We start from the raw sequence: 17,731 nt of genomic DNA, 5'->3' as shown, positions 1-17,731 counted from the left end.
CTCGGCCTCAGCGCCCGAACCCGCCCGGCGGGCCGCGGCCGGCGAGGATGTTCCGGTTGGCGCCCTGGCCGTTACCGCTGCGGGCCGCCGGAGCGGCTGCCGTGGCATTGACCACCAGATCGCCTTCGTCGAGGCCCGAGAGCACTTCCGCCGTCACGTTGTTGTTGAGCCCGATGGTGACCTGCTTGGGCTCGGCCGCCTCCTTCTGCTGGTCCCACACCTGAAGCGTGTAGCTGCCGTCGCGGCCTTTGCGGCCCAGCACCGAGGCGGGCACCGTCAGCACGTCATCGGCCGATTTCAGCACGATCGTCACCTGCGCCGTCATCGAGATGCGCAGCTTATGGCCGGGGTTATCCACGTCGAACAGACCATTGTAATAGACTGCAGTGCTCGATGAGCTCGATGTGGTGTCGTCCGAGGCGATCGAATCCGGCGCCGGCTCGACCGCGCGGAGCGTTGCGTTGATGCGGGTATCCGGGTCACCGAGGATGGTGAAGTAGACCTGCTGTCCCGGTTCAACCCGCGGCACGTCTGCCTCCGAGATCTCGGCCTTCACCACCATCTTGTCGAGGTTGGCGAGCTTGACGATGGTCGGCGACGAATTGTTGGCGTTGACCGACTGCCCGACCTCCACCGACACGGCGACCACCGTGCCGTCGGAAGGGGCCACGATCTTGGTGCGGTCGAGGTTCAGCTCCGCCGCTTCGACATTGATCTGGGCCTGCTGGATCTGCGCCTCGATCGCCTGCAACTGGCCTTCGGCCGTCTGCACCGCCAGTTGCGCCGTCTGCAGGTCGGCGTCCGAGATCAGCTTTTGCGGGCTGAGCTTCTCGGCCCGGTCCAGGGCGGTCTTGGCTTGTCCGAGGTTGGCGGTCTGGATGGTCTTCTGCGCCTCGGTATTGGCGAGCGAGGCCTGCGCCGCCTTCACCGCGTTCTGCTGGTTCAGCGAGTCGATTTCGGCGATCACGTCGCCGGCCTTCACGTCGTCGCCGAGTTGAACATTGAGCGTCTTGATCCGACCCGAAACTTCGGCGCCGACGCTGACCAGCGAACTGGCCTGGATTACCCCGGACGCGAGCACCGTCTCCTCAATAGTGCCGCGCGCCACCGGCGTTGTGCGTGGCACCTCATCCTTGGCAGGCGTGCTGAACACCAGCCAGCCAGCGCCACCTGCGCCGAGCAGCACCACGAGGACGATCCATTTCAACCACCGCTTCATTGCCGCACCTTCGAAGCCCAAAATACCCATTGCGCTTAAAGTAGAGCGCACCGGTCAAGACGTCGCATTAGAGCTTGGTAAGGTGGGTGAATTCTTCGCAAGGTCGGGTCGGTTCAGCCAACTGTCAGCTAGGCTTCGCTATCGTCGGCTATCGCAATCTGAATTCAGGCGATGGAAATGACGATGCCCAGATATACCGTCACGCTCTACGACTTCCGGGCCAGGCCACCCAGCGTCAGCCTGCCGCAGACGGTAGAGGCGCCTGAACCGATGTCGGCGGCGCGTCAACTGACCGACGAACCCCTGATGCTGAACGGCCATTTCGGCAACCTGGTCGCCGAAGTAACGCGCTTCGACGGCACCCAGCTCGCCCAACGGGTGATGTTCTACCGCAAACCCTAGATCGAACGGTTGCGGGCTGCGTCGACTCTGCTATTTTGCCGCTACCCTGCTGTTCGAGCAGGGAATTTTTTGAGGCATATTATGAAGAAGACCTATTCTAGGCCTGTGCTCGTCAAGCAGCAGAAGCTCACAGCCATTACCGCCGAGCCGGTCACCAGCAAGCACAACCCCACGTGATCTGGAGGGGCCGGGGCCCGCTCCGGCCTTCCTTCGTGTGACAAAGGCAAGAAGTAAGTTTTCTAAGTCTTGCTGGTTCTGTTAGCCTGACGCTGCCGCCTTGGGGCGTAGATGGGGACGTGACATGAAGAAGACCTATGCGAAGCCGGCTCTCGTCAAGGTGCAGAAGCTGAGTGCGATCACTGCGGCGGTCAGCAGCAATAGCAAGCCAGGCTGATCCGAGCCGGCAGGCCAGATCGCCTGGGTTCGCACGGCACTCGGATTTCGGGATGACCATGAAGACGACCTACAGCAAACCGACGCTCATCAAAGGGCAGAAGCTGACTTTGGTCACTGCTGCGCCAGCCGCCAGTACGTCGCGCTGAAGCCCATCCGTCTCAGCTGTACCGCTGGCTTCCGTCACCGCGGCTTCTGCTATTTGTACTGGCTTCTGGCATTGGAGGTCATGAACGAAGACCTATGCCAAGCCGGCGCTCGCCAGGCAGCAGACGCTTAACGGGTCACGGGCTTAGCCGCCGGCAGCAAGACCCGATCGCTGGCGGCTGAACACAGTCCTGATCTCCGCGGCCTCAATAGGTGGATGTCACGGTGACGAGGGTTTCGGCCTCGGCGCGGTCATGCTAGCGTTACCCGGTGGCCCTCGTAAGCAGGCCGTTGGGAGCGAATATGAAAAAGAAGACCTACATCAAGCCGACGCTGGTCAAAGAGCAGAGGCTGAGCTTGATCACTGCCTCGATCCCGAGCAACTCGCCGCCGCCTTGATTGGGTCTGAGCGAGAGGTAGGCCCTTCGGGCAGGGAGCACGACCATGAAGAAGATCTATTCCAAGCCGACCCTCACCAAGCAACAGCGGCTGACCGCAGTTGTCGCTGCGACTAGCAGCAAGAGTGCTATGTGATCTGTTCAGGGGCCGGTTCTCCGGCCTCTGACCGTTCTGTTTTTCGACTGTGGTGCGTAGATGGATGCAGTGTATCGCCTTGGTGACGAAGTGTCGTTCGAACCAGTGGGCGAGGGGGCTGTGATTCTGCTGCTCGGCAGCGGCCAACTCTATACCTGCAACGAGTCGTCGCTTTGCTTCCTGCGGAACCTGGATGGCGTCCGCAACGTCGAGGACGTAGCCCAACGCATGGCTGCCGAGTTCGAAGTCGAGCCGGCGACGCTGGCTGAGGACCTCCCCGAACTGATTGCCGAACTGATCTCAGAAGGCATCATCGTGCATGCCGCCTGAGGCAGCCGAGGCGCCCGCTCCACAAGCTCTCGATCGGCTGGTGTTTCGCCTGCGGCTGTGGCTGAGCGCACGGACGCTTCCAGCTCGTATCGCCGGCCGCAGCTTCTCCGGGATCCTGGTACAAGCTTCGTCGGCTCAGCCCGATACCTGGCCGCGATTTCCAGTGCCCTATATTGCCAAACGGGTAGGCCGTGTGGCGCGATGGCCGATCCTGATGCGCAACAACCGTTGCCTCCGGACCGGGCTGGTCGGCTTCGCCGCACTCCGGCGCTGCGGCTATGATCCGAAACTGCATTTCTCCGTCGACCCCAAATCGGTCGGCAAGCCGCGCCTCTCCGCCCATTGCTGGGTGACGCTCGACGGTGTCGAAGTCATCAACGCCAGCATTCCCGGCCAGGTGCAGATCCACGTCCACGCCGCTCCGGCGCTCGACCATCACGACCCGCGGGGAGCCCGAGCATGATTCAGAAATTCTTCGATCTGCAGGGCGCATCCCTGCGGGTGTCCGCGATTTCGCCGGTGCTGGTCGACTGCTACGGCCGCATCTTTGCCGGCCGCTCGCGTCCGCTGCCGACCGCACCGCTGGCCTATGGCCTGACCATCATCTCCGGCGAACCGCTATCGATGCCCGAGGGAACCGATCCGCTCTACGAAGGGCCGATCCTCGACGAGGGCGAGGCCTGCTTCTGGCAGGGCCCGGAAGGGCGCACCCTGGTGTTCCCCGGCGTCATCTCGCTGACTCTCTCCGACAAGGCGCGAGAGGCCACCATCACCGTGGCGCCGGGCGCCGAAGAGCGCATCGTCATGACTTGCGGGCAGCTTGCGCTGCAGGCGGCGCTCATCGCCGCAAAGCAGTTTCTGGTGCACGCCGCGGGATTGACCCTGCCGGATGGCCGCGTAGCGCTGATTTTCGGCAAGAGCGGCGCCGGCAAGACCACCTCGACCCTCGCTCTTGCAGCGGGCGGGCTAGGCCTTTGCTCCGATGATGCGATGGCGTGCAACGTCAGTGGCGATCGCCCGACCGCCTGGGGCATGCCTCGAAGCCTCAAGGTCCATCGCCGCACCGCCGAGATGCTGCCCTGGGTGCAGCCGCTGCTGAGCGGCGATTGGAGCGTCGAGGACGAGCGGCCGGTGACCCTGTCGGCGCTTCGCACCACCGTCAGTGTCGAGAGCATCGCCGCCCGCGAGATCGCCGCTGTCTTCGTGCTCGAACGCAGTGGCGTGACGGCGAGCCGTTGCGCGCCAACCAGCAAGGCCGAGGTGCTTGCCCTCGCAGCTGCAGACAACCTGCGCTCCACGCGCGCGGGAGTACCGCAGGTCGAGCGCGAACTGTTCCAGCGGCTCGGCGAGCTGGTGCGCGCCGTGCCCACCTATCGGCTATCTGCCGGGTCCAATCCGACCGATCTTGCGCCCGTCATGCTGGCAGCGCTCAATATCCAGAAGATCATCGCATGATGGCGGCCGAGCTCGACAAGCTGCTCTGCCGACTGGCCGACCCTGAGGCGACCGCTGCCGCCGTGCCGGCGGGCGCCGTTGATCGGCTGCTCAAGCTGGCGCGCGATCACAATGTCCTGCCTGTAGTGACCCGCAAGCTCGCGGCGCAGCACAGCACTGGCGACCTCAGGGTGGCGCAGAGCGAGTTGACGGTGCTCGTCGGCCTGTCGATGCACCTACGCGGCATCGCCGCCAAGGTCGACCGCTACATTGCCGAGAGGCAGCTCGAGGCGGTGATCGTCAAAGGCCCGGTCTTCGCGCGCCAGCTCTACCCGACGCCGTCAGATCGTCCGTTCACCGATATCGACATCATGGTCGCGCCCTCGGCCCGCGCCCCGATCGGCGAGCTGCTGACCGGGCTGGGCTACCAGCTGTTCCGCAAGCCGCTGCTCGATCACACCGAGCAGAATCAGGAAGAAAAGTGGATCCAGCCCGACATGGATGCACTGCTGATCGAAGTGCACGGCAACCTGGTGCACTATCAGGGCCTGCGCCGGCGCGTCAGCTTCGGCTATGGCGAGTTCATGGCCAGTGGCCAGGGCAACGCGAGCGCCGGTCTGCCGCAGTTCTTCGTGGCAGTGGTCCATGCCGCGCTCGGCCACAAGTTCCACCAGCTCCGCCTGCTGGTCGACGTGCTGCAGGCCTTTCGCCATCTCACGCCCGATGAGGTGACCGCGCTGCCGGAGATGGCGCGCCGGCTGGGTCTGGGCCTCGAGGCGCGCCTCTGCCTTGAGCTGGTCGCCGCGCTGTTCGAGGTCCCCGGGGCCGGCGCCGCTGCCGGTCGCATCGCCGGCGGCAGCGCCAGCAGCCTCGCGACGCGGCTTGTCGATGGCGCGGCAGTGCTGGCTGCGCCGACGGCTTTCCTCTCGAAAGTCCGCCGCCACAGCTTCCGCGGCCTGCAGCGCATCGTGCCGCGAGGCGCCGGATGATCGGCAATCTCTCCTTCACCGGCATGCTTCCGGCCACCGCGACCCTCGTCGACGTCCGGACCGGCATGGCGCTTGACGCCGAGGGTATCCGGGGGCGGGTGAAGGAGAAGTCTGCCGAGCTCTCGCACCACGGGGTAGCGCCCGGCGCTCGGGCGGTGGTGGCCGAGGTCAATCCGGTCGATTACCTGATCGCCATCTTTGCCTGCTGGGAGATCGGACTCGTCGCGGTGGCGGTCAATCCGGGCCTTCGGCCGGAAGAATGCGAGAACGTGCTCGAGACCACCGGTGCATCGCTATGGCTCGGGCCGCAGCGGCCGCGCATGGAAATATCGGGCACCGCCGGAGCCGTGCCGTTGCGCCTCGATGATCCGGCGCTCATCCTGATGACTTCGGGCACCACCGGCCGACCCAAGGGCATCGTGCATTCGGTGCGGAGCCTGTTCGCCCGCGCCGCGCTGAACATCGCCGAGATCGGCCCCAAGGTGCTGCGCGAAACGCTCTGCGTGCTGCCGGTGTTCTTCGGCCACGGCCTCATCGGCAATGTCCTGACGCCGTTGCTGGCTGGCGGCCGCGTGCATCTCTGGCCCAGTCCGGCGCTCAACGAGCTTGCCGGCCTTGCCGGCTACCTGACGTCGAACCGCATCAGCTTCATGAGTTCGGTCCCCTCGTTCTGGAAGCTCGCACTGCGCCTCTCGGCCCGGCCCGGGCCGGTGCTCGAGCGCGTGCATGTCGGTTCGGCGCCGCTCTCGATCGAGCACTGGCGGGCCATCGCCGAGTGGTGCGGCACGGGCCGGGTGTTCAACATGTTCGGCATGACCGAGACGGCGAACTGGATCGGCGGCGGCAGCCTCGATGAGGCCGAGGCGCGCGACGGCTATGTCGGCCGGCTCTGGGGCGGCAGCGTTGCCATCGATGGCGACGGGCGGGGCGAAGTGCTGGTGCAGAGCCCATCGATGATGCTGGGCTACTGGCAGCGGCCCGATCTCGACGAGGCGGCGTTCGTCGACGGTTGGTTCCGCACCGGCGATATCGGCGAGCTCGATGAGCAAGGCAAGCTGATCCTTGTCGGGCGCAGCAAGTCCGAGATCAACCGCGGCGGCATCAAGATCCAGGCCGAGGAGATCGACATGCTGCTGGAGCGGCATGAGGCCATTGCCGAGGCCTGCGCCTTCGGCATTCCCGATGCGATTGCCGGTGAGGCGGTGGCGGCGGCCATCGTCCTCGCTGATGGAGCAGCGTTCGATCCCGAAGCGCTGAAGGCCTGGTGCCGGGCGCGCGCGCGTGACGAGGCGGTGCCCTCGAAGCTGTTCGCCGTCGCCGCCATTCCGCGCAACGATCGCGGCAAGATCGTCCGCGCCGACGTCCGCGCCATGGTCGAACGCCAATGAGCAAGCTGGTCATCGGTCCGCTGGAAACCGAGCGCTTCATTTTGAAGCCGATGGGGATGATCGAAACCCTGCGCGTCACCAATAGCTGGCGGTATGACCCGGACATCCTCAATGGGCTGATGCAGACGACCAAGCCGCGGTCGTTGCCGCACTGGTTGCTGCGCGGGCCGCTGCCTCGCAGCAAGAACCGCTTCGCTTTCGCCATTATCCCCAAGGGCGAAGCGGCGCCGATCGGCGCGCACATGGTGCGGCTGCAGGGCTATCGTTCGGCCTTCGGCACCGTCGCCGTGCACGATCGCACCTGGTGGGGCAAGAACGTCGTGGTCGAAGTGCGCGCGCGACTGATGAACCACTTCTTCGCCCATTGTGGCATCGAGCGCTTCTATGGCGTGGTGGATTCCCGCAACGTCTCGTCGATCTTCAGCTATCGCCGGCTTGGGTTCGAGCATGTCGGCACCTGGCACCGCCAGAAGCAGAATCCGGTCACGGGCGAGATCATCGACTTCGTCAACTTCGAGATGTTCCGCGATCAATGGATGCGCGGACCGTTCTGGGAGGCACCCGATGAGCCTTGATGAGCGGGCCTGCGTCATCGTCGGCGAGGCGCTCAATTGCCCCGGCGCCATCGCCATCGGCGCCGACATGAGCTCGGTCGCCGCCTGGGACAGCCTCGGCCATATGGCGATTGTCGCCGGCATCGAGAACGAGCTCGGCCGCAATCTGACGGCCGAGCAGATCGCTTCGATCACCTCAGTCCGGCGCGTCGCCGAACTGTTGGGCGGCTAGCCCGCACTAGACCTGGCTGAGCCCGTACTCGAGATCGCGGATCAGATCGTCCGCATCCTCGAGCCCCACTGAAAGCCGCAGCAGGCCTGGAGTGATCCCCGATTCCAGCCGCACCTCCTCGGTGAACCGGGCATGCGTCGTGGTGCCCGGATGGGTGATCAGCGACTTTGCATCGCCAAGATTGTTCGAGATCAGGATCACCGCCAGCGAGTCCGACAGCGTGAATGCCGCCTCGCGCCCGCCCTTCACCTCGAACGCCACCAGCGTCGAGCCGTTCGCCATCTGCCGCTTCGCCAGCTCGTATTGCGGGTGCGACGGGTGGAACGGATAGGAGATCCGGTCGATCTTGGGATGGTCGGCGAGGAACTCGGCCACCTTGGCAGCGCTCTCGGTCATCTGCCTGACGCGGATCGGCAGCGTCTCGAGCCCCTTCAGCAGCACCCAGGCATTGAACGGCGACAGCGACGGCCCGGTCTGCCGCAGCAGGGTGTGCACGTCGCCCTCGATCAGCGCTTTCGAGCCGAGCACGATGCCGCCCAGCGCCCGGCCCTGGCCGTCGATATGCTTGGTGGCCGAATAGGTGACGAGATCGGCGCCCAGTTGCAGCGGCTTCTGGAACAGGGCGGTGGCGAACACATTGTCGACGATCAGCTTGGCGCCATGCGCCTTGGCGATCTTGGCGACGGCAGCGATGTCGACCAGCTCGAGCGTCGGGTTGGTCGGCGTCTCGATGAAGATCACCTTGGTATTGGGCTGCATCGCCCGTTCAAAGTTCGCGGGGTCGCGCCCATCGACCAGCGTCGAGTTGACGCCGAACCGCGGCATCAGGTCTTCGACCACATAACGACAGCCGCCGAACAGCGCCCGCGCCGCAACGATATGGTCGCCGGCCCGCACCTGGCTCATCACCGCGTTGGTAACGGCGGACATGCCGGTGGCGAAGGCCCGGGCCGCCTCGGCCCCTTCGAGCAGCGCCATCCGGTCCTGGAACATGTCCATCGTCGGGTTGGCAAAGCGCGAGTAGTTATGCGCCGGCTTGTTGATCTTGTTGAGGAACAGGTCCTCGGCATATTGCGAGCTCGGGTAGGAATAGCCCGAGTTCATGAAGATGGCTTCCGAGGTCTCTTTGAACTGGCTGCGCTGTGTGCCGCCATGGACGAGCATCGTGGCTGGGGCGCGGTTCTTTTCGTCGCTCAGCGGGTTCTTCGACTTCGACATGTCCTTGCCTCGAAAACAAAAAAAGCCGGCACGCATGGGCGGCCGGCTCGAAGGTCCCTTTAGCGACTTGTTTTAGGTGGCTGCAATCAGACCGGCCAAATCACCACCATGCACTTCTGGCGTTACCGCAAAGGCGCATAGCGTGGATATACGACCCATGCGGTCTTGGCGTCAACGCCTCAGGTTGCTAGGGGATGTAGCCGGAGCGCTTTCAGGAAAAGTTGCAGACTTTTCCGGTTCGAAAGCGTGGCAAAATCAAAACCCTGCAGCGTTTCGCCCTTTCACCGAAACGGTGAAACGCTTCAGGTTGCGGGGTAGACCATTGGATAGTGAGCTTTGGGCCAAGGGCGTGTTTCCCGCTCGTTTCATCGAGCGTTTGGCAGCGCGCGGCAACATCGTCACCGATCGACCGTTCGATGCTGACCAGGTGCAGCCGGCGAGCCTTGACCTGCGGCTGGGCAAGGTCGCCTATCGCATTCGCTCGAGCTTCCTGCCCGGCCCCGAACACACCGTCGCCGAGCGCATCGAGACGCTGAAGCTGCATGAGCTCGATCTCACCAACAGCGCCGTGCTCGAGCGCGGCTGCGTCTACCTGGTGCCGCTGCAGGAGAGCCTGAACCTGCCGGACACCGTGTCGGCCGGGGCGAACCCCAAAAGCTCCACCGGCCGGCTCGATGTCTTCACCCGCGTCATCGGCGACCACGCCCGCGGCTTCGATACCCTGCCGCACGGCTACAAGGGGCCGCTCTATCTCGAGATCAGCCCGCGCACCTTTCCGGTCCGTGTGCGCACCGGCTCACGGCTCAGCCAGATGCGCTTCCGCGTCGGCGACAGCCGGCTCACCCTGTTCGAGCACAAGTCGCTGCACAATGTCGAAACCCTGGTGTTCGACGCCAATGCCGAGGTCGGCGAGGGCGTGCTGTTGTCGATCGATCTGAAGGGCACTGACCGCAACGGCCTGATCGGCTTCCGCTCGAAGCGCCACACCCCGGTGATCGATATGGATATCAAGGACAATCTCGATGTCCTCGATTACTGGGAGCCGCTGATCAAGCGCGGCGCCGACGAGTTCATCCTCGATCCCGACGAGTTCTACATCCTCGTGTCGCGCGAAAGTGTGCACGTCCCGCCGGCCTATGCCGCCGAGATGGTGCCGTTCGATCCGCTGGTCGGCGAGTTCCGCGTCCACTATGCCGGCTTCTTCGACCCCGGCTTCGGCCATTCGGCCGCCGGTGGCACCGGCAGCCGCGCCGTGCTCGAAGTGCGCAGCCGCGAGGTGCCGTTCCTGCTCGGCCACGGCCAGACCATTGGCCGCCTGATCTACGAGCGTCTCGCCGAGGCCCCCGATCGGCTCTACGGCACGGGCCTGGGCTCCAATTACCAGGCCCAGACGCTGAAGCTGAGCAAGCACTTCAAGCCGTTCGCGCTGTAGCGCCGACGCCGATCAGCCCCGCTGCGCCGCGGCTGCGCTTGCTCGGTCGCAAACAGCGCCGGCGAGCAGGTCCGTCCCTCAGTACTGATCCGACGAATTTACTTGCACCAACTGTCGATCAGGCAGCGGGCAAGTCCGTCCGCCTTGCGTTGCCCTCTCGCACAGGCCGTCTAGGGCAGTCGTTACGCAGCGATTTCAGCCACTTGCTTGGTTGCCAAGTCGCCCGCGAGCGTGCCTGCGTAAATCTTCGTTAAGGTTAAGTAATTCTCAACAGGTTATCGACAAGGTGGCGTAAGCCGGGGGTTTTGCCGGCATTGATCATACTTGGCTCATTTGAAGGTGGGTGGGGGCATGCGCCTGAAGGTTGCGCTTTTGGCTGGTATCAACGCGGTTCTGCTGGCGACGACGGCCGCCAGCGCCGCCGACCTGGATCAACTGGTCATCGAGGAGCCCGGGAACCCCTGGGTCGTGACCATCGGCGCCGGCGTGGCGGGTTACGCTGTGCCCGGAGTCGTCGGATCCTACTTCGAGGTCGATGGCAGCCAGGTCGAGCTGGAGTCCGATGGACTGGCGCTGGGTGGCCTCGTTGGCATCAGCGCGTCCACGCAGCTGGGTGAGCAGAACGGTACCATCAGCTCGCTCGGCATCTCCGGTTTCATGTCCTTCGCGACCCGCAGCTCCAGCCGCACCGTTGCGCTGGGCAATGACAGCTCGCTGTTCATCCCGGGTATCACGACGCCGACGGGCACGATTACTCTGACCACCGATCCTGCCGGCCCCACCGCGTCCGCAGTGGTCAGTGGCACGGCCGGCATGGATCAGGTTGCGACCATCTTGTCCAATCCAGCCGGCGCCTCGAACGGCTACGGTGTCGATCCCGCGGCCGCAGGTGACGGCTTCTCTTATGTGGGCATCGCAACCCTGGCCGGCGCTCCGAACCTCGCCTATGCCTTCGGCGCCATCGCCGATGAAACCGGCGGCGTTTTCCTCGCCGTCGGCGACCTCGCGGGCTGGGAGGTGAACACCGAGGTCTCGCACAGCCTCGTCTACACTGGCGGCGACGTCACTTTCGCCCTCACCAAGGCCCCTGAAGCGGGCGAGCCCACCATCACCGGTTATGCCGGTCCCAGCTACCGTTTCCTGGGGCAGGGTATCACCACCGAGATCTCGGTCGACGCGGCTGAGCTCCAGCCCACCGCGCCCGCCAATTTCGCCTATCCGCTCTACACCCAGACCACCGACGAGACGCTCGACTCGCACTATGTCGGCGGCATCGTCGGCGGCAACATCACCATGCCGGTCGCCGAGACGGCGAGCCTCACGCTCGGTCTCGAAGGCGGCGCCTACTTCATGGGCACCAGCTACGACGTGCGCGAGACCTACGCCGTCTCCGGCGGCGTGCCGAGCGCGGTCGGCCACTCGGTCGGGAATGTCATCGAGATGGGCGATGACAGCGGCTTCGCCTACGCGGTGCGGACCCAGGCGAACTACACGACCGCTATCGGCGAGGCGATGCAGTTGAGCTTCGGCGTGGGTGGGGAATACCTGTCGCGGGTCGCGTCCATCGGACGTGATCCGGCAGCGATCACCAGTGCCGCCCTTGACCCGGTCATCGGGGACGACGCCACCTATAGCGGCCCGCACGACAACCGCGGCGGCAGCTTCCTGACTTTCGGCGATATGTGGTCGTTCACCTTGACCGCCGGAATTACCGGGCAGTTCTGATCAGACGCCGGCATATGGGCAAAACGGGCGGCGCAGGGCGTCGCCCGTTTGTTTTTGGCTCGCTACAGCATGTCTCCCGAAAGTGGGTACCGGTTTCGGGACAAAGACATGCGTGGAAACAAATAGCTAAAGCGCATGGAGCGAATCTGAAAGATCGCGACCGCTTTAACCGCGAGCATCGCGCAGCTTATTCCTGCGTGATGATGGCGATCTGACCGACGCCGACCTGGCTGACGACGGCAGTGTTGCCGGTGCCCTTCTGATCGATGATCGAGAGCTGCAGGAGGCCATCCTGGATGGTCACGGCCTCGTTGAAATCGCCGCGCTGCGTGGTGCTCGACGCCTGCAGCGAGCCCCACTGCTCGGTGTGGGAGAAATTGCCAACCCCGCGCTGCTTGGTGTGCGCTGCCTGGAAGCCGGGGAAGCCGACCTGCAGGGTGTTCGAGTAGTTGGCCGCACCCTTCTGGGTGGTCACTGCGATCTGGGTGCCCACCACGGGCGAGGCTTGGGTGATATAGGCAGTGTTGATGCCCCAAGCGAAGGCGGAGTTCGTGGCGAGAAGCACGACGGCGGCGGAAAGAACAACGCGATACATCTTTATTCTACTGAGGAATGAAAGTCGCTTTGAAATAAACAGCGACCGAAATCCCCGCCGCTGCCGCCGGTGAAAGAAACTCAGGAGGCTAAATTCTACAACAACGTTATCGTAATGCTGAGGTGAGGTGAGTAATGGGAAGTCCTGCATATTTACCAATTGAAACTGCAGGCCAGATCGAAGTGATGGGGTGTTTGAGTATTTCGATCGTCATCTGAGACACGGCGGGCCAGGGCATACCGTTCCGATGACGTTGGTGAACCAGCGGCCTGGTATGAATGTCCTGTCTGGTGATGCGCTGCCGCCGGGATCCGGATTAAGCTGTCGCAGAGCGGCTGGGGTCGGCTGCGGCGCCCTGGACCGAGGGCGCGGATGCGCCATGGCCGGTCGGCCGGTAACCATCCTCATGGTATACATGTGGTAAACGCCGAAAACCGGCCTAGAACTGGCGGCGAGCTCGAGGATGGACTGCAGGCGACGGCGACGTGCCGGACCTCAGCAAAATCGGGACGACAACGTTGTTGCGGAAGAAGGGGCGAGTAACCTTCTCGGCGCTTGTGACAAGAGTACAAACGCATGGGTTTTGCGCAGAACAGTCTCACCAGCTGCATCTATGACATGGCGCTGGGCCGCTCGAACTGGGACACCATCCTCGATATCCTCGCGGCAACCTTTCCCGGCTGCATCATCACGGGGTCGGCGGACAACGTCGCAACCGGCACGAACCTCGCCTTCGCCTCGCGCGGCTTGGCGCCGTCGGCTGTCGCCAGCTATGTCTCCACCTATGCCTCGCTGAATCCGATCCTGCCGGCGACCGCCTTGCTCGCCGCCAACCAGGTGTTCCACGATAACCATCTGCTCGATCGCGCCGTGACCGCCGCAGCGCCCTTCCACCGCAAGTGGGTCGCGCAGCTGGGGGATTTCGCCGCGTCGTCGGGGGTGGTCCTGCTCCGCCAGGGCACCCGCCAGCTTACGCTCGAGGTGCGTTACTCGGCACAGCGGCAGGCCGAGCTGCGGCCGCTTATCGCCGGCGTGCTCTCCGAAGCCGCTCAGCATTTCGAACGCGCCTTCGAGATCGCCAGCCGCACGCGATTTTCCGGTGGCCGCGGCTATCTGGAGGGCGTGGTCGCCGACTTGCCGTTCAGCGTGTTCTTCGTCTCCGAGGACATGCGGATTCACTATTCCAACGTCCATGGCGAAGCCCTTCGTCGTCAGCACGGTGGCCCGTTCAGCAGCGCCGATGGCATCCTGCGCGCGGCGGACGAGCGGGCCGACCACCAGCTGCGCACGCTGGTGGAACGCGTGACCACCTCCAAGCGCACCCCAACCTCGGTGCAGCAGATTTCGCTGGGTGGAATGGACGAGCGCTACTTCGCCATCGCGCGGCTGGCCTTGCGCGGCAACCAGCACTACCAACTGCACGACGCGGTCCTCGACCCCGGGCCGCTGGTGATGCTCATCATCCACGGCAGCCTCGAAATGTCGTCGTTGCCGACCGACCTGCTCTGGCGCGCCTTCTCGCTCACTGAATCCGAAGCCCGTCTGGCCGAAGCGCTGCTCAACGGCGCCACGTTGGCGGATTTCGCCAAGGAGCGTGAGGTATCCAAACAGACCCTGCGCAACCAGTTGGTGGGGGTCATGCGCAAAACCGGCACGCGACGGCAGTCGGAACTGGTGTCGCTGCTGACGCGCCTTGCACTCACCTGCCTCTAGGCTAACTCCTGCGCATCGGCTCGCCGGACGGCAGTTCGATGTCATCGATGAAGCAATAGCGCCAGTTCTCGCCGATCTCGTAGGACTGGATCACCGGATGGCCCGTGGCATGGAAATGCCGGCGGGCGTGGCGGTTGGGCGATTCATCGCAGCAGCCGACATGGCCGCAGACGAGGCACACCCTCAGGTGGACCCAGTCGTCGCCGCGCGCCACGCACTCGGGACAGCTGTCAGCCGAGCTCGGCTCGACATCGCCGATTAATGCATCATGGGCGCAACGCCCGACCTCATCGAACGACATAGGTCTTCTCCGGTGTCGCCGGGTGGCCCAGCCGCAACGGCAAGACGATGCGGAACTCCGTCCGTCCGGGGCGAGAGGTGAAACTGATGCGTCCGCGGTGTCGGTTGACCACGATATTGTGCGCGATGTGGAGCCCGAGGCCGGTGCCGACGCCCTGCGCCTTGGTGGTGAAGAACGGCTCGAAAATGCGCCGCCCGACCTCCTCGGGGATGCCCGGTCCGCTGTCGGCGATCAGCACTTCGACTTCATCGCCCAGCCGCTTTGCCCCCACTTCGAGCCGGCCCTCGCCGCCCATCGCCTGCACCGCGTTGTCGATCAGGTTGGTCCACACCTGGTTGAGCTCGCCGGCATAGGCCTCGATCCGGGGGAGGGCCGGCTCATACATCCTCGTGACCGCCATCCCATGCTTCAGCTTGTGATTGAGGATCATCAGCGTGTCGTCGAGGCTCATGGCGATATCGACATCCTGCACTGGCGCCTGGTCGAGATAAGCGTAGGCCTTCACCGATTTGACGATGCCCGAGATGGCCTTGGAGGCGACCTCGATTTCTTCCATCAGCTGCTGCGCCGCCAGCCCGCGCCCCAGCCACTGCAGCACCGGATCGACATGTGCCGTCGCAAAGGTGGCCAGCACCGGCTCCAGCCGTTCGACCGACCAGCCATAGGCCGCCATGGCCGGAGCGATTTCCCAGGGTTCGGCCACCCCGAGCGTTTCGAGCCGCTGGCTGAGGCGAGATTCGATCCGCCGTGCTTCGGCGTCCGAGCAGCGGGTCGCGCGGCAATCGGCGATGCTGCGCTCGAGTTCCGCCAGCCCCTGCCGCTCCTCTTGTGTCATCGCCAGCATGCTGAGTTCGACCGTCCGGCGGCGCCACCCCTCGAATGCTTCGCTGAGATAGCCGGTCGAGCGCTGGATCGCCGCGGCGGGGTTGTTGAGTTCATGCGCCAGTCCCGCCGCCAGGGTACCCAGCGCCGCCAGCTTGTCCGACTGCACCAGCGAGGCTTCGGTGCTCCTCAGCCGCGAGGTTACCGTGCGCAGCAGCGTTGCCGCCGCCTCCGGCCGGCGCGCCAGCAGCTGGCGGAACGCCTCCGAGCCGATGGCGAGCAACTCGCTCGGCTCGGTGGCCCGCACCGATGCGGTGCGCGGCGCCTGCTCGAGCAGCGACATCTCGCCGAGGAACTCGCCCGGCCCGCGCGTTGCCAGCGTCACCTCGTGCTCACCATCCTGCTTGGTCACCTCCACGGCGCCTGCGAGGATGATGTAGAGCGAGCCGCCTTGCTCGCCCTCACGGATGAACACTTCGCCGGGGGTGACGTTGACCCGCTGGCCGGCATGCCAGAGCTCGCTGGCTTCGGCTTCGCTCAGTTCGGCAAAGATCGGCACCTGGCGGATCAGGTCGGTGCTGTGTCCCACGTCGGTGGCGGCTGCGGACATGGCTCAGCCACCGGCCGCCGGCGGTGGCCGCTGCGCCGGGGCAGGGCCGCGCAGATGCTGGTGCACAAAGGTCACCGCCATCGCCCCTTCGCCGACCGCCGACGCGATCCGCTTGGTCGATTGCCGCCTTACGTCGCCGGCGACGAATACCCCTGGCACGCTGGTTTCCAGCCAGAACGGCTCGCGCTCCGCCATCCAGCCTTCGGGCTTGCGCCCGGGCTCGCGCACCAGGTCCGGACCCGAGAGGATGAAGCCCTGCGCATCGAGCTGCAGCTTGTCCTTCAGCCAGTCGGTGCGCGGCGAGGCGCCGATGAACACGAACACCGCCCGCGCCGGCACCTCGGTCACCGTGCCGCTGGCGCTGTCGAGCACCGCCACCGCCTCGAGACTTTCCTCGCCGATCAGCGCACTGATCGAGGCGCCGGTCTCGACCGTAACGTTCTCGGCCTCCTCGATCCGCTCGATCAGGTATTGCGACATGCTGTCGGCGAGCGATTTGCCGCGCACCAGCAGCGTCACCGAGCGGGCAAAATGCGCGAGGTGCAGCGCCGCCTGGCCGGCCGAGTTGCCGGCGCCGACGACGAACACGTCCTGGCCGGCGGTGCCCATCGCCTCGGTCATCGCGGCGCCGTAGTAGAGCCCGGCTCCGGACAGCCGCTCCGCCCCCGGCACGTCGAGCAGCCGATAGGAAACGCCGGTCGCGACGATCAGCGCCTGCGCCGCGACCTTGCTGCCATTGCTGAGCGTCAGGATGTGATAGCCGTCCTGCGTCTCGAGGTTCAGCGCTTCCACCGGCGTCAGGATCTCGGCGCCAAAGCGCCGCGCCTGCTGCACGCCCCGGCGCGCCAGGTCGGCGCCGCTGAGCCCGACCGGAAAGCCGAGATAATTCTCGATCCGCGAACTGGTGCCCGCCTGTCCGCCGGGCGCTTCACGCTCGATCAGCAACGTCCTGAGCCCTTCGGACGCCCCGTACACTGCCGCCGCCAACCCAGCCGGGCCGGTGCCGACCACCACGAGGTCATAGGTCTCGGCCACCGCATGGGTGTGCAGCCCGACTTTTTCGGCCAGCGCCGCGATGGTCGGACGCGACAGCGCCGTGCCGTCGGCGAGGATAACCAGCGGCAGCGGTTCGGCCGCGGCCCCCGCCAGCTCACGCAAGGTCGTCGCCTCGGCGTCGGTCTCGATGTCGAGCCAGCGATACGGCACGAGGTTGCGGGCGAGGAAGTCGCGCACCCGGTGTCCATCGGCCAGCCAGCGATGGCCGACCACCCGCACCCCCTCGAACACCGGCTGATAGTTGGCCCGCCAGTCGTCCAGGAGGTCATCGAGCACCGGATAGAGTTGTTCCTCCGGCGGGTGCCACGGTTTCATCAGGTAGTGGTCGAGCTTCACCTCGTTGATCGCCCGGATCGCCGCATCGGTATCGGCATAGGCGGTGAGCAGCACGCGCCGCGCCTCAGGGTAGAGTTCCATTGCCCGCGCCAGAAACTCGACGCCACTCATCTCAGGCATCCGCTGGTCGGCGATGAACAGGGCGATCACCCGGTTGGCGAGCTTGAGCTCGCCCAGCACCTCCAGCGCCTCCGCCCCGGAGGCTGCGCGTTCGATATCGTAATGCGCGGCGTAGTGCCGCCTGAGGTCGCGCGTCACCGCGGCGAGAACCGAAGGTTCGTCGTCGACGGCAAGGATCACC

The 17,731-nt window shown here is 65.1% G+C and carries 19 protein-coding genes and 1 riboswitch; of the genes, 13 read left to right on the top strand and 6 right to left on the bottom strand.

Annotated features, from left to right (window positions below; translation table 11 throughout):
• Positions 1-7 precede the first annotated feature (7 nt).
• Positions 8-1,219 carry an efflux RND transporter periplasmic adaptor subunit gene (locus ACSQ23_RS00570; protein WP_436089380.1) on the bottom strand — a complete coding sequence of 404 codons (1,212 nt, stop codon included), beginning with the start codon at positions 1,217-1,219 and terminating at the stop codon, positions 8-10.
• A 183-nt stretch (positions 1,220-1,402) separates the two neighbouring features.
• Here ACSQ23_RS00570 and ACSQ23_RS00565 point away from each other — a divergent pair, with 183 nt between their 5' ends.
• From ACSQ23_RS00565 to ACSQ23_RS00520, 10 genes are all read left to right on the top strand, one after another.
• Positions 1,403-1,621: a hypothetical protein gene (locus ACSQ23_RS00565; RefSeq protein WP_436089379.1), complete on the top strand. Its 219-nt coding sequence runs from the start codon at positions 1,403-1,405 to the stop codon at positions 1,619-1,621.
• Between the two features lie 301 nt (positions 1,622-1,922).
• Positions 1,923-2,015: a putative RiPP precursor gene (locus ACSQ23_RS00560; protein ID WP_156384753.1), complete on the top strand. Its 93-nt coding sequence runs from the start codon at positions 1,923-1,925 to the stop codon at positions 2,013-2,015.
• 590 nt (positions 2,016-2,605) lie between these two features.
• The gene (locus tag ACSQ23_RS00555; RefSeq protein WP_156384752.1) at positions 2,606-2,695 is read left to right on the top strand and encodes a putative RiPP precursor; all 90 of its coding nucleotides are present in this window, start codon (positions 2,606-2,608) and stop codon (positions 2,693-2,695) included.
• A 60-nt stretch (positions 2,696-2,755) separates the two neighbouring features.
• Positions 2,756-3,025: a PqqD family protein gene (locus ACSQ23_RS00550; RefSeq protein ID WP_056002612.1), complete on the top strand. Its 270-nt coding sequence runs from the start codon at positions 2,756-2,758 to the stop codon at positions 3,023-3,025.
• Positions 3,015-3,488 (top strand): lasso peptide biosynthesis B2 protein, encoded by a 474-nt coding sequence (locus ACSQ23_RS00545; protein ID WP_436089378.1) that lies wholly within the window; start codon positions 3,015-3,017, stop codon positions 3,486-3,488. The genes ACSQ23_RS00550 and ACSQ23_RS00545 overlap by 11 nt, the downstream gene beginning before the upstream one ends.
• Positions 3,485-4,480 carry a hypothetical protein gene (locus ACSQ23_RS00540; protein ID WP_055887764.1) on the top strand — a complete coding sequence of 332 codons (996 nt, stop codon included), beginning with the start codon at positions 3,485-3,487 and terminating at the stop codon, positions 4,478-4,480. The genes ACSQ23_RS00545 and ACSQ23_RS00540 overlap by 4 nt, the downstream gene beginning before the upstream one ends.
• A complete protein-coding gene (locus ACSQ23_RS00535) occupies positions 4,477-5,448 on the top strand; it encodes a nucleotidyltransferase family protein (protein WP_436089377.1) in 972 nt (323 codons plus the stop codon). Before ACSQ23_RS00540 ends, ACSQ23_RS00535 begins: the two co-directional genes overlap by 4 nt.
• Positions 5,445-6,836 (top strand): class I adenylate-forming enzyme family protein, encoded by a 1,392-nt coding sequence (locus ACSQ23_RS00530; RefSeq protein WP_055887756.1) that lies wholly within the window; start codon positions 5,445-5,447, stop codon positions 6,834-6,836. Before ACSQ23_RS00535 ends, ACSQ23_RS00530 begins: the two co-directional genes overlap by 4 nt.
• A complete protein-coding gene (locus ACSQ23_RS00525; RefSeq protein WP_436089376.1) occupies positions 6,833-7,411 on the top strand; it encodes a GNAT family N-acetyltransferase in 579 nt (192 codons plus the stop codon). Before ACSQ23_RS00530 ends, ACSQ23_RS00525 begins: the two co-directional genes overlap by 4 nt.
• On the top strand, positions 7,401-7,622 hold the full coding sequence (locus ACSQ23_RS00520; RefSeq protein WP_055887749.1) for an acyl carrier protein: 222 nt from the start codon (positions 7,401-7,403) through the stop codon (positions 7,620-7,622). Before ACSQ23_RS00525 ends, ACSQ23_RS00520 begins: the two co-directional genes overlap by 11 nt.
• 6 nt (positions 7,623-7,628) lie before the next feature.
• Here the strand turns inward: ACSQ23_RS00520 and metZ are convergent, their stop codons facing one another.
• Complete coding sequence (gene metZ / locus ACSQ23_RS00515) at positions 7,629-8,840, bottom strand: O-succinylhomoserine sulfhydrylase (protein ID WP_436089375.1); 1,212 nt, start codon at positions 8,838-8,840, stop codon at positions 7,629-7,631.
• 38 nt (positions 8,841-8,878) lie between these two features.
• Positions 8,879-8,957: riboswitch (SAM riboswitch) on the bottom strand.
• Positions 8,958-9,162: 205 nt separating this feature from the next.
• Between metZ and ACSQ23_RS00510 the strand changes: the two genes are divergently transcribed.
• A complete protein-coding gene (locus ACSQ23_RS00510) occupies positions 9,163-10,272 on the top strand; it encodes a 2'-deoxycytidine 5'-triphosphate deaminase (RefSeq protein ID WP_436089374.1) in 1,110 nt (369 codons plus the stop codon).
• Between the two features lie 351 nt (positions 10,273-10,623).
• A complete protein-coding gene (locus ACSQ23_RS00505) occupies positions 10,624-11,997 on the top strand; it encodes a hypothetical protein (protein WP_436089373.1) in 1,374 nt (457 codons plus the stop codon).
• 187 nt (positions 11,998-12,184) lie between these two features.
• Here the strand turns inward: ACSQ23_RS00505 and ACSQ23_RS00500 are convergent, their stop codons facing one another.
• Complete coding sequence (locus ACSQ23_RS00500; protein ID WP_055887733.1) at positions 12,185-12,592, bottom strand: hypothetical protein; 408 nt, start codon at positions 12,590-12,592, stop codon at positions 12,185-12,187.
• 576 nt (positions 12,593-13,168) lie between these two features.
• Between ACSQ23_RS00500 and ACSQ23_RS00495 the strand changes: the two genes are divergently transcribed.
• The gene (locus ACSQ23_RS00495) at positions 13,169-14,305 is read left to right on the top strand and encodes a helix-turn-helix transcriptional regulator (protein WP_055887730.1); all 1,137 of its coding nucleotides are present in this window, start codon (positions 13,169-13,171) and stop codon (positions 14,303-14,305) included.
• Between the two features lies 1 nt (position 14,306).
• Here the strand turns inward: ACSQ23_RS00495 and ACSQ23_RS00490 are convergent, their stop codons facing one another.
• The 3 genes from ACSQ23_RS00490 to ACSQ23_RS00480 are packed head-to-tail and all read right to left on the bottom strand — an operon-like array spanning position 14,307 to position 17,730.
• Complete coding sequence (locus tag ACSQ23_RS00490; RefSeq protein ID WP_436089372.1) at positions 14,307-14,606, bottom strand: UBP-type zinc finger domain-containing protein; 300 nt, start codon at positions 14,604-14,606, stop codon at positions 14,307-14,309.
• Complete coding sequence (locus ACSQ23_RS00485; protein ID WP_436089371.1) at positions 14,593-16,038, bottom strand: sensor histidine kinase; 1,446 nt, start codon at positions 16,036-16,038, stop codon at positions 14,593-14,595. The genes ACSQ23_RS00490 and ACSQ23_RS00485 overlap by 14 nt, the downstream gene beginning before the upstream one ends.
• Positions 16,039-16,041: 3 nt before the next feature.
• A complete protein-coding gene (locus ACSQ23_RS00480) occupies positions 16,042-17,730 on the bottom strand; it encodes an FAD-dependent oxidoreductase (protein ID WP_436089370.1) in 1,689 nt (562 codons plus the stop codon).
• Position 17,731: the final 1 nt, after the last annotated feature.

The organism is Devosia sp. LjRoot16, from assembly GCF_964252795.1.
Classification (GTDB): Bacteria; Pseudomonadota; Alphaproteobacteria; order Rhizobiales; family Devosiaceae; genus Devosia_A.
The sequence above is the reverse complement of the archived record's forward strand: the minus strand, read 5'-3'. Positions and strand labels throughout refer to the sequence as shown.

Bases quoted from the DNA above. Each gene is read 5' to 3' on its own strand.
- metZ (WP_436089375.1), bottom strand. From the start codon at position 8,840: ATGTCGAAGTCGAAGAACCCGCTGAGCGACGAAAAGAACCGCGCCCCA.
- ACSQ23_RS00550 (WP_056002612.1), top strand. From the start codon at position 2,756: ATGGATGCAGTGTATCGCCTTGGTGACGAAGTGTCGTTCGAACCAGTG.
- ACSQ23_RS00485 (WP_436089371.1), bottom strand. From the start codon at position 16,038: ATGTCCGCAGCCGCCACCGACGTGGGACACAGCACCGACCTGATCCGC.
- ACSQ23_RS00500 (WP_055887733.1), bottom strand. From the start codon at position 12,592: ATGTATCGCGTTGTTCTTTCCGCCGCCGTCGTGCTTCTCGCCACGAAC.
- ACSQ23_RS00545 (WP_436089378.1), top strand. From the start codon at position 3,015: ATGCCGCCTGAGGCAGCCGAGGCGCCCGCTCCACAAGCTCTCGATCGG.
- ACSQ23_RS00570 (WP_436089380.1), bottom strand. From the start codon at position 1,219: ATGAAGCGGTGGTTGAAATGGATCGTCCTCGTGGTGCTGCTCGGCGCA.
- ACSQ23_RS00540 (WP_055887764.1), top strand. From the start codon at position 3,485: ATGATTCAGAAATTCTTCGATCTGCAGGGCGCATCCCTGCGGGTGTCC.
- ACSQ23_RS00505 (WP_436089373.1), top strand. From the start codon at position 10,624: ATGCGCCTGAAGGTTGCGCTTTTGGCTGGTATCAACGCGGTTCTGCTG.
- ACSQ23_RS00565 (WP_436089379.1), top strand. From the start codon at position 1,403: ATGCCCAGATATACCGTCACGCTCTACGACTTCCGGGCCAGGCCACCC.
- ACSQ23_RS00495 (WP_055887730.1), top strand. From the start codon at position 13,169: ATGGGTTTTGCGCAGAACAGTCTCACCAGCTGCATCTATGACATGGCG.
- ACSQ23_RS00535 (WP_436089377.1), top strand. From the start codon at position 4,477: ATGATGGCGGCCGAGCTCGACAAGCTGCTCTGCCGACTGGCCGACCCT.
- ACSQ23_RS00530 (WP_055887756.1), top strand. From the start codon at position 5,445: ATGATCGGCAATCTCTCCTTCACCGGCATGCTTCCGGCCACCGCGACC.
- ACSQ23_RS00555 (WP_156384752.1), top strand. From the start codon at position 2,606: ATGAAGAAGATCTATTCCAAGCCGACCCTCACCAAGCAACAGCGGCTG.
- ACSQ23_RS00560 (WP_156384753.1), top strand. From the start codon at position 1,923: ATGAAGAAGACCTATGCGAAGCCGGCTCTCGTCAAGGTGCAGAAGCTG.
- ACSQ23_RS00490 (WP_436089372.1), bottom strand. From the start codon at position 14,606: ATGTCGTTCGATGAGGTCGGGCGTTGCGCCCATGATGCATTAATCGGC.
- ACSQ23_RS00525 (WP_436089376.1), top strand. From the start codon at position 6,833: ATGAGCAAGCTGGTCATCGGTCCGCTGGAAACCGAGCGCTTCATTTTG.
- ACSQ23_RS00520 (WP_055887749.1), top strand. From the start codon at position 7,401: ATGAGCCTTGATGAGCGGGCCTGCGTCATCGTCGGCGAGGCGCTCAAT.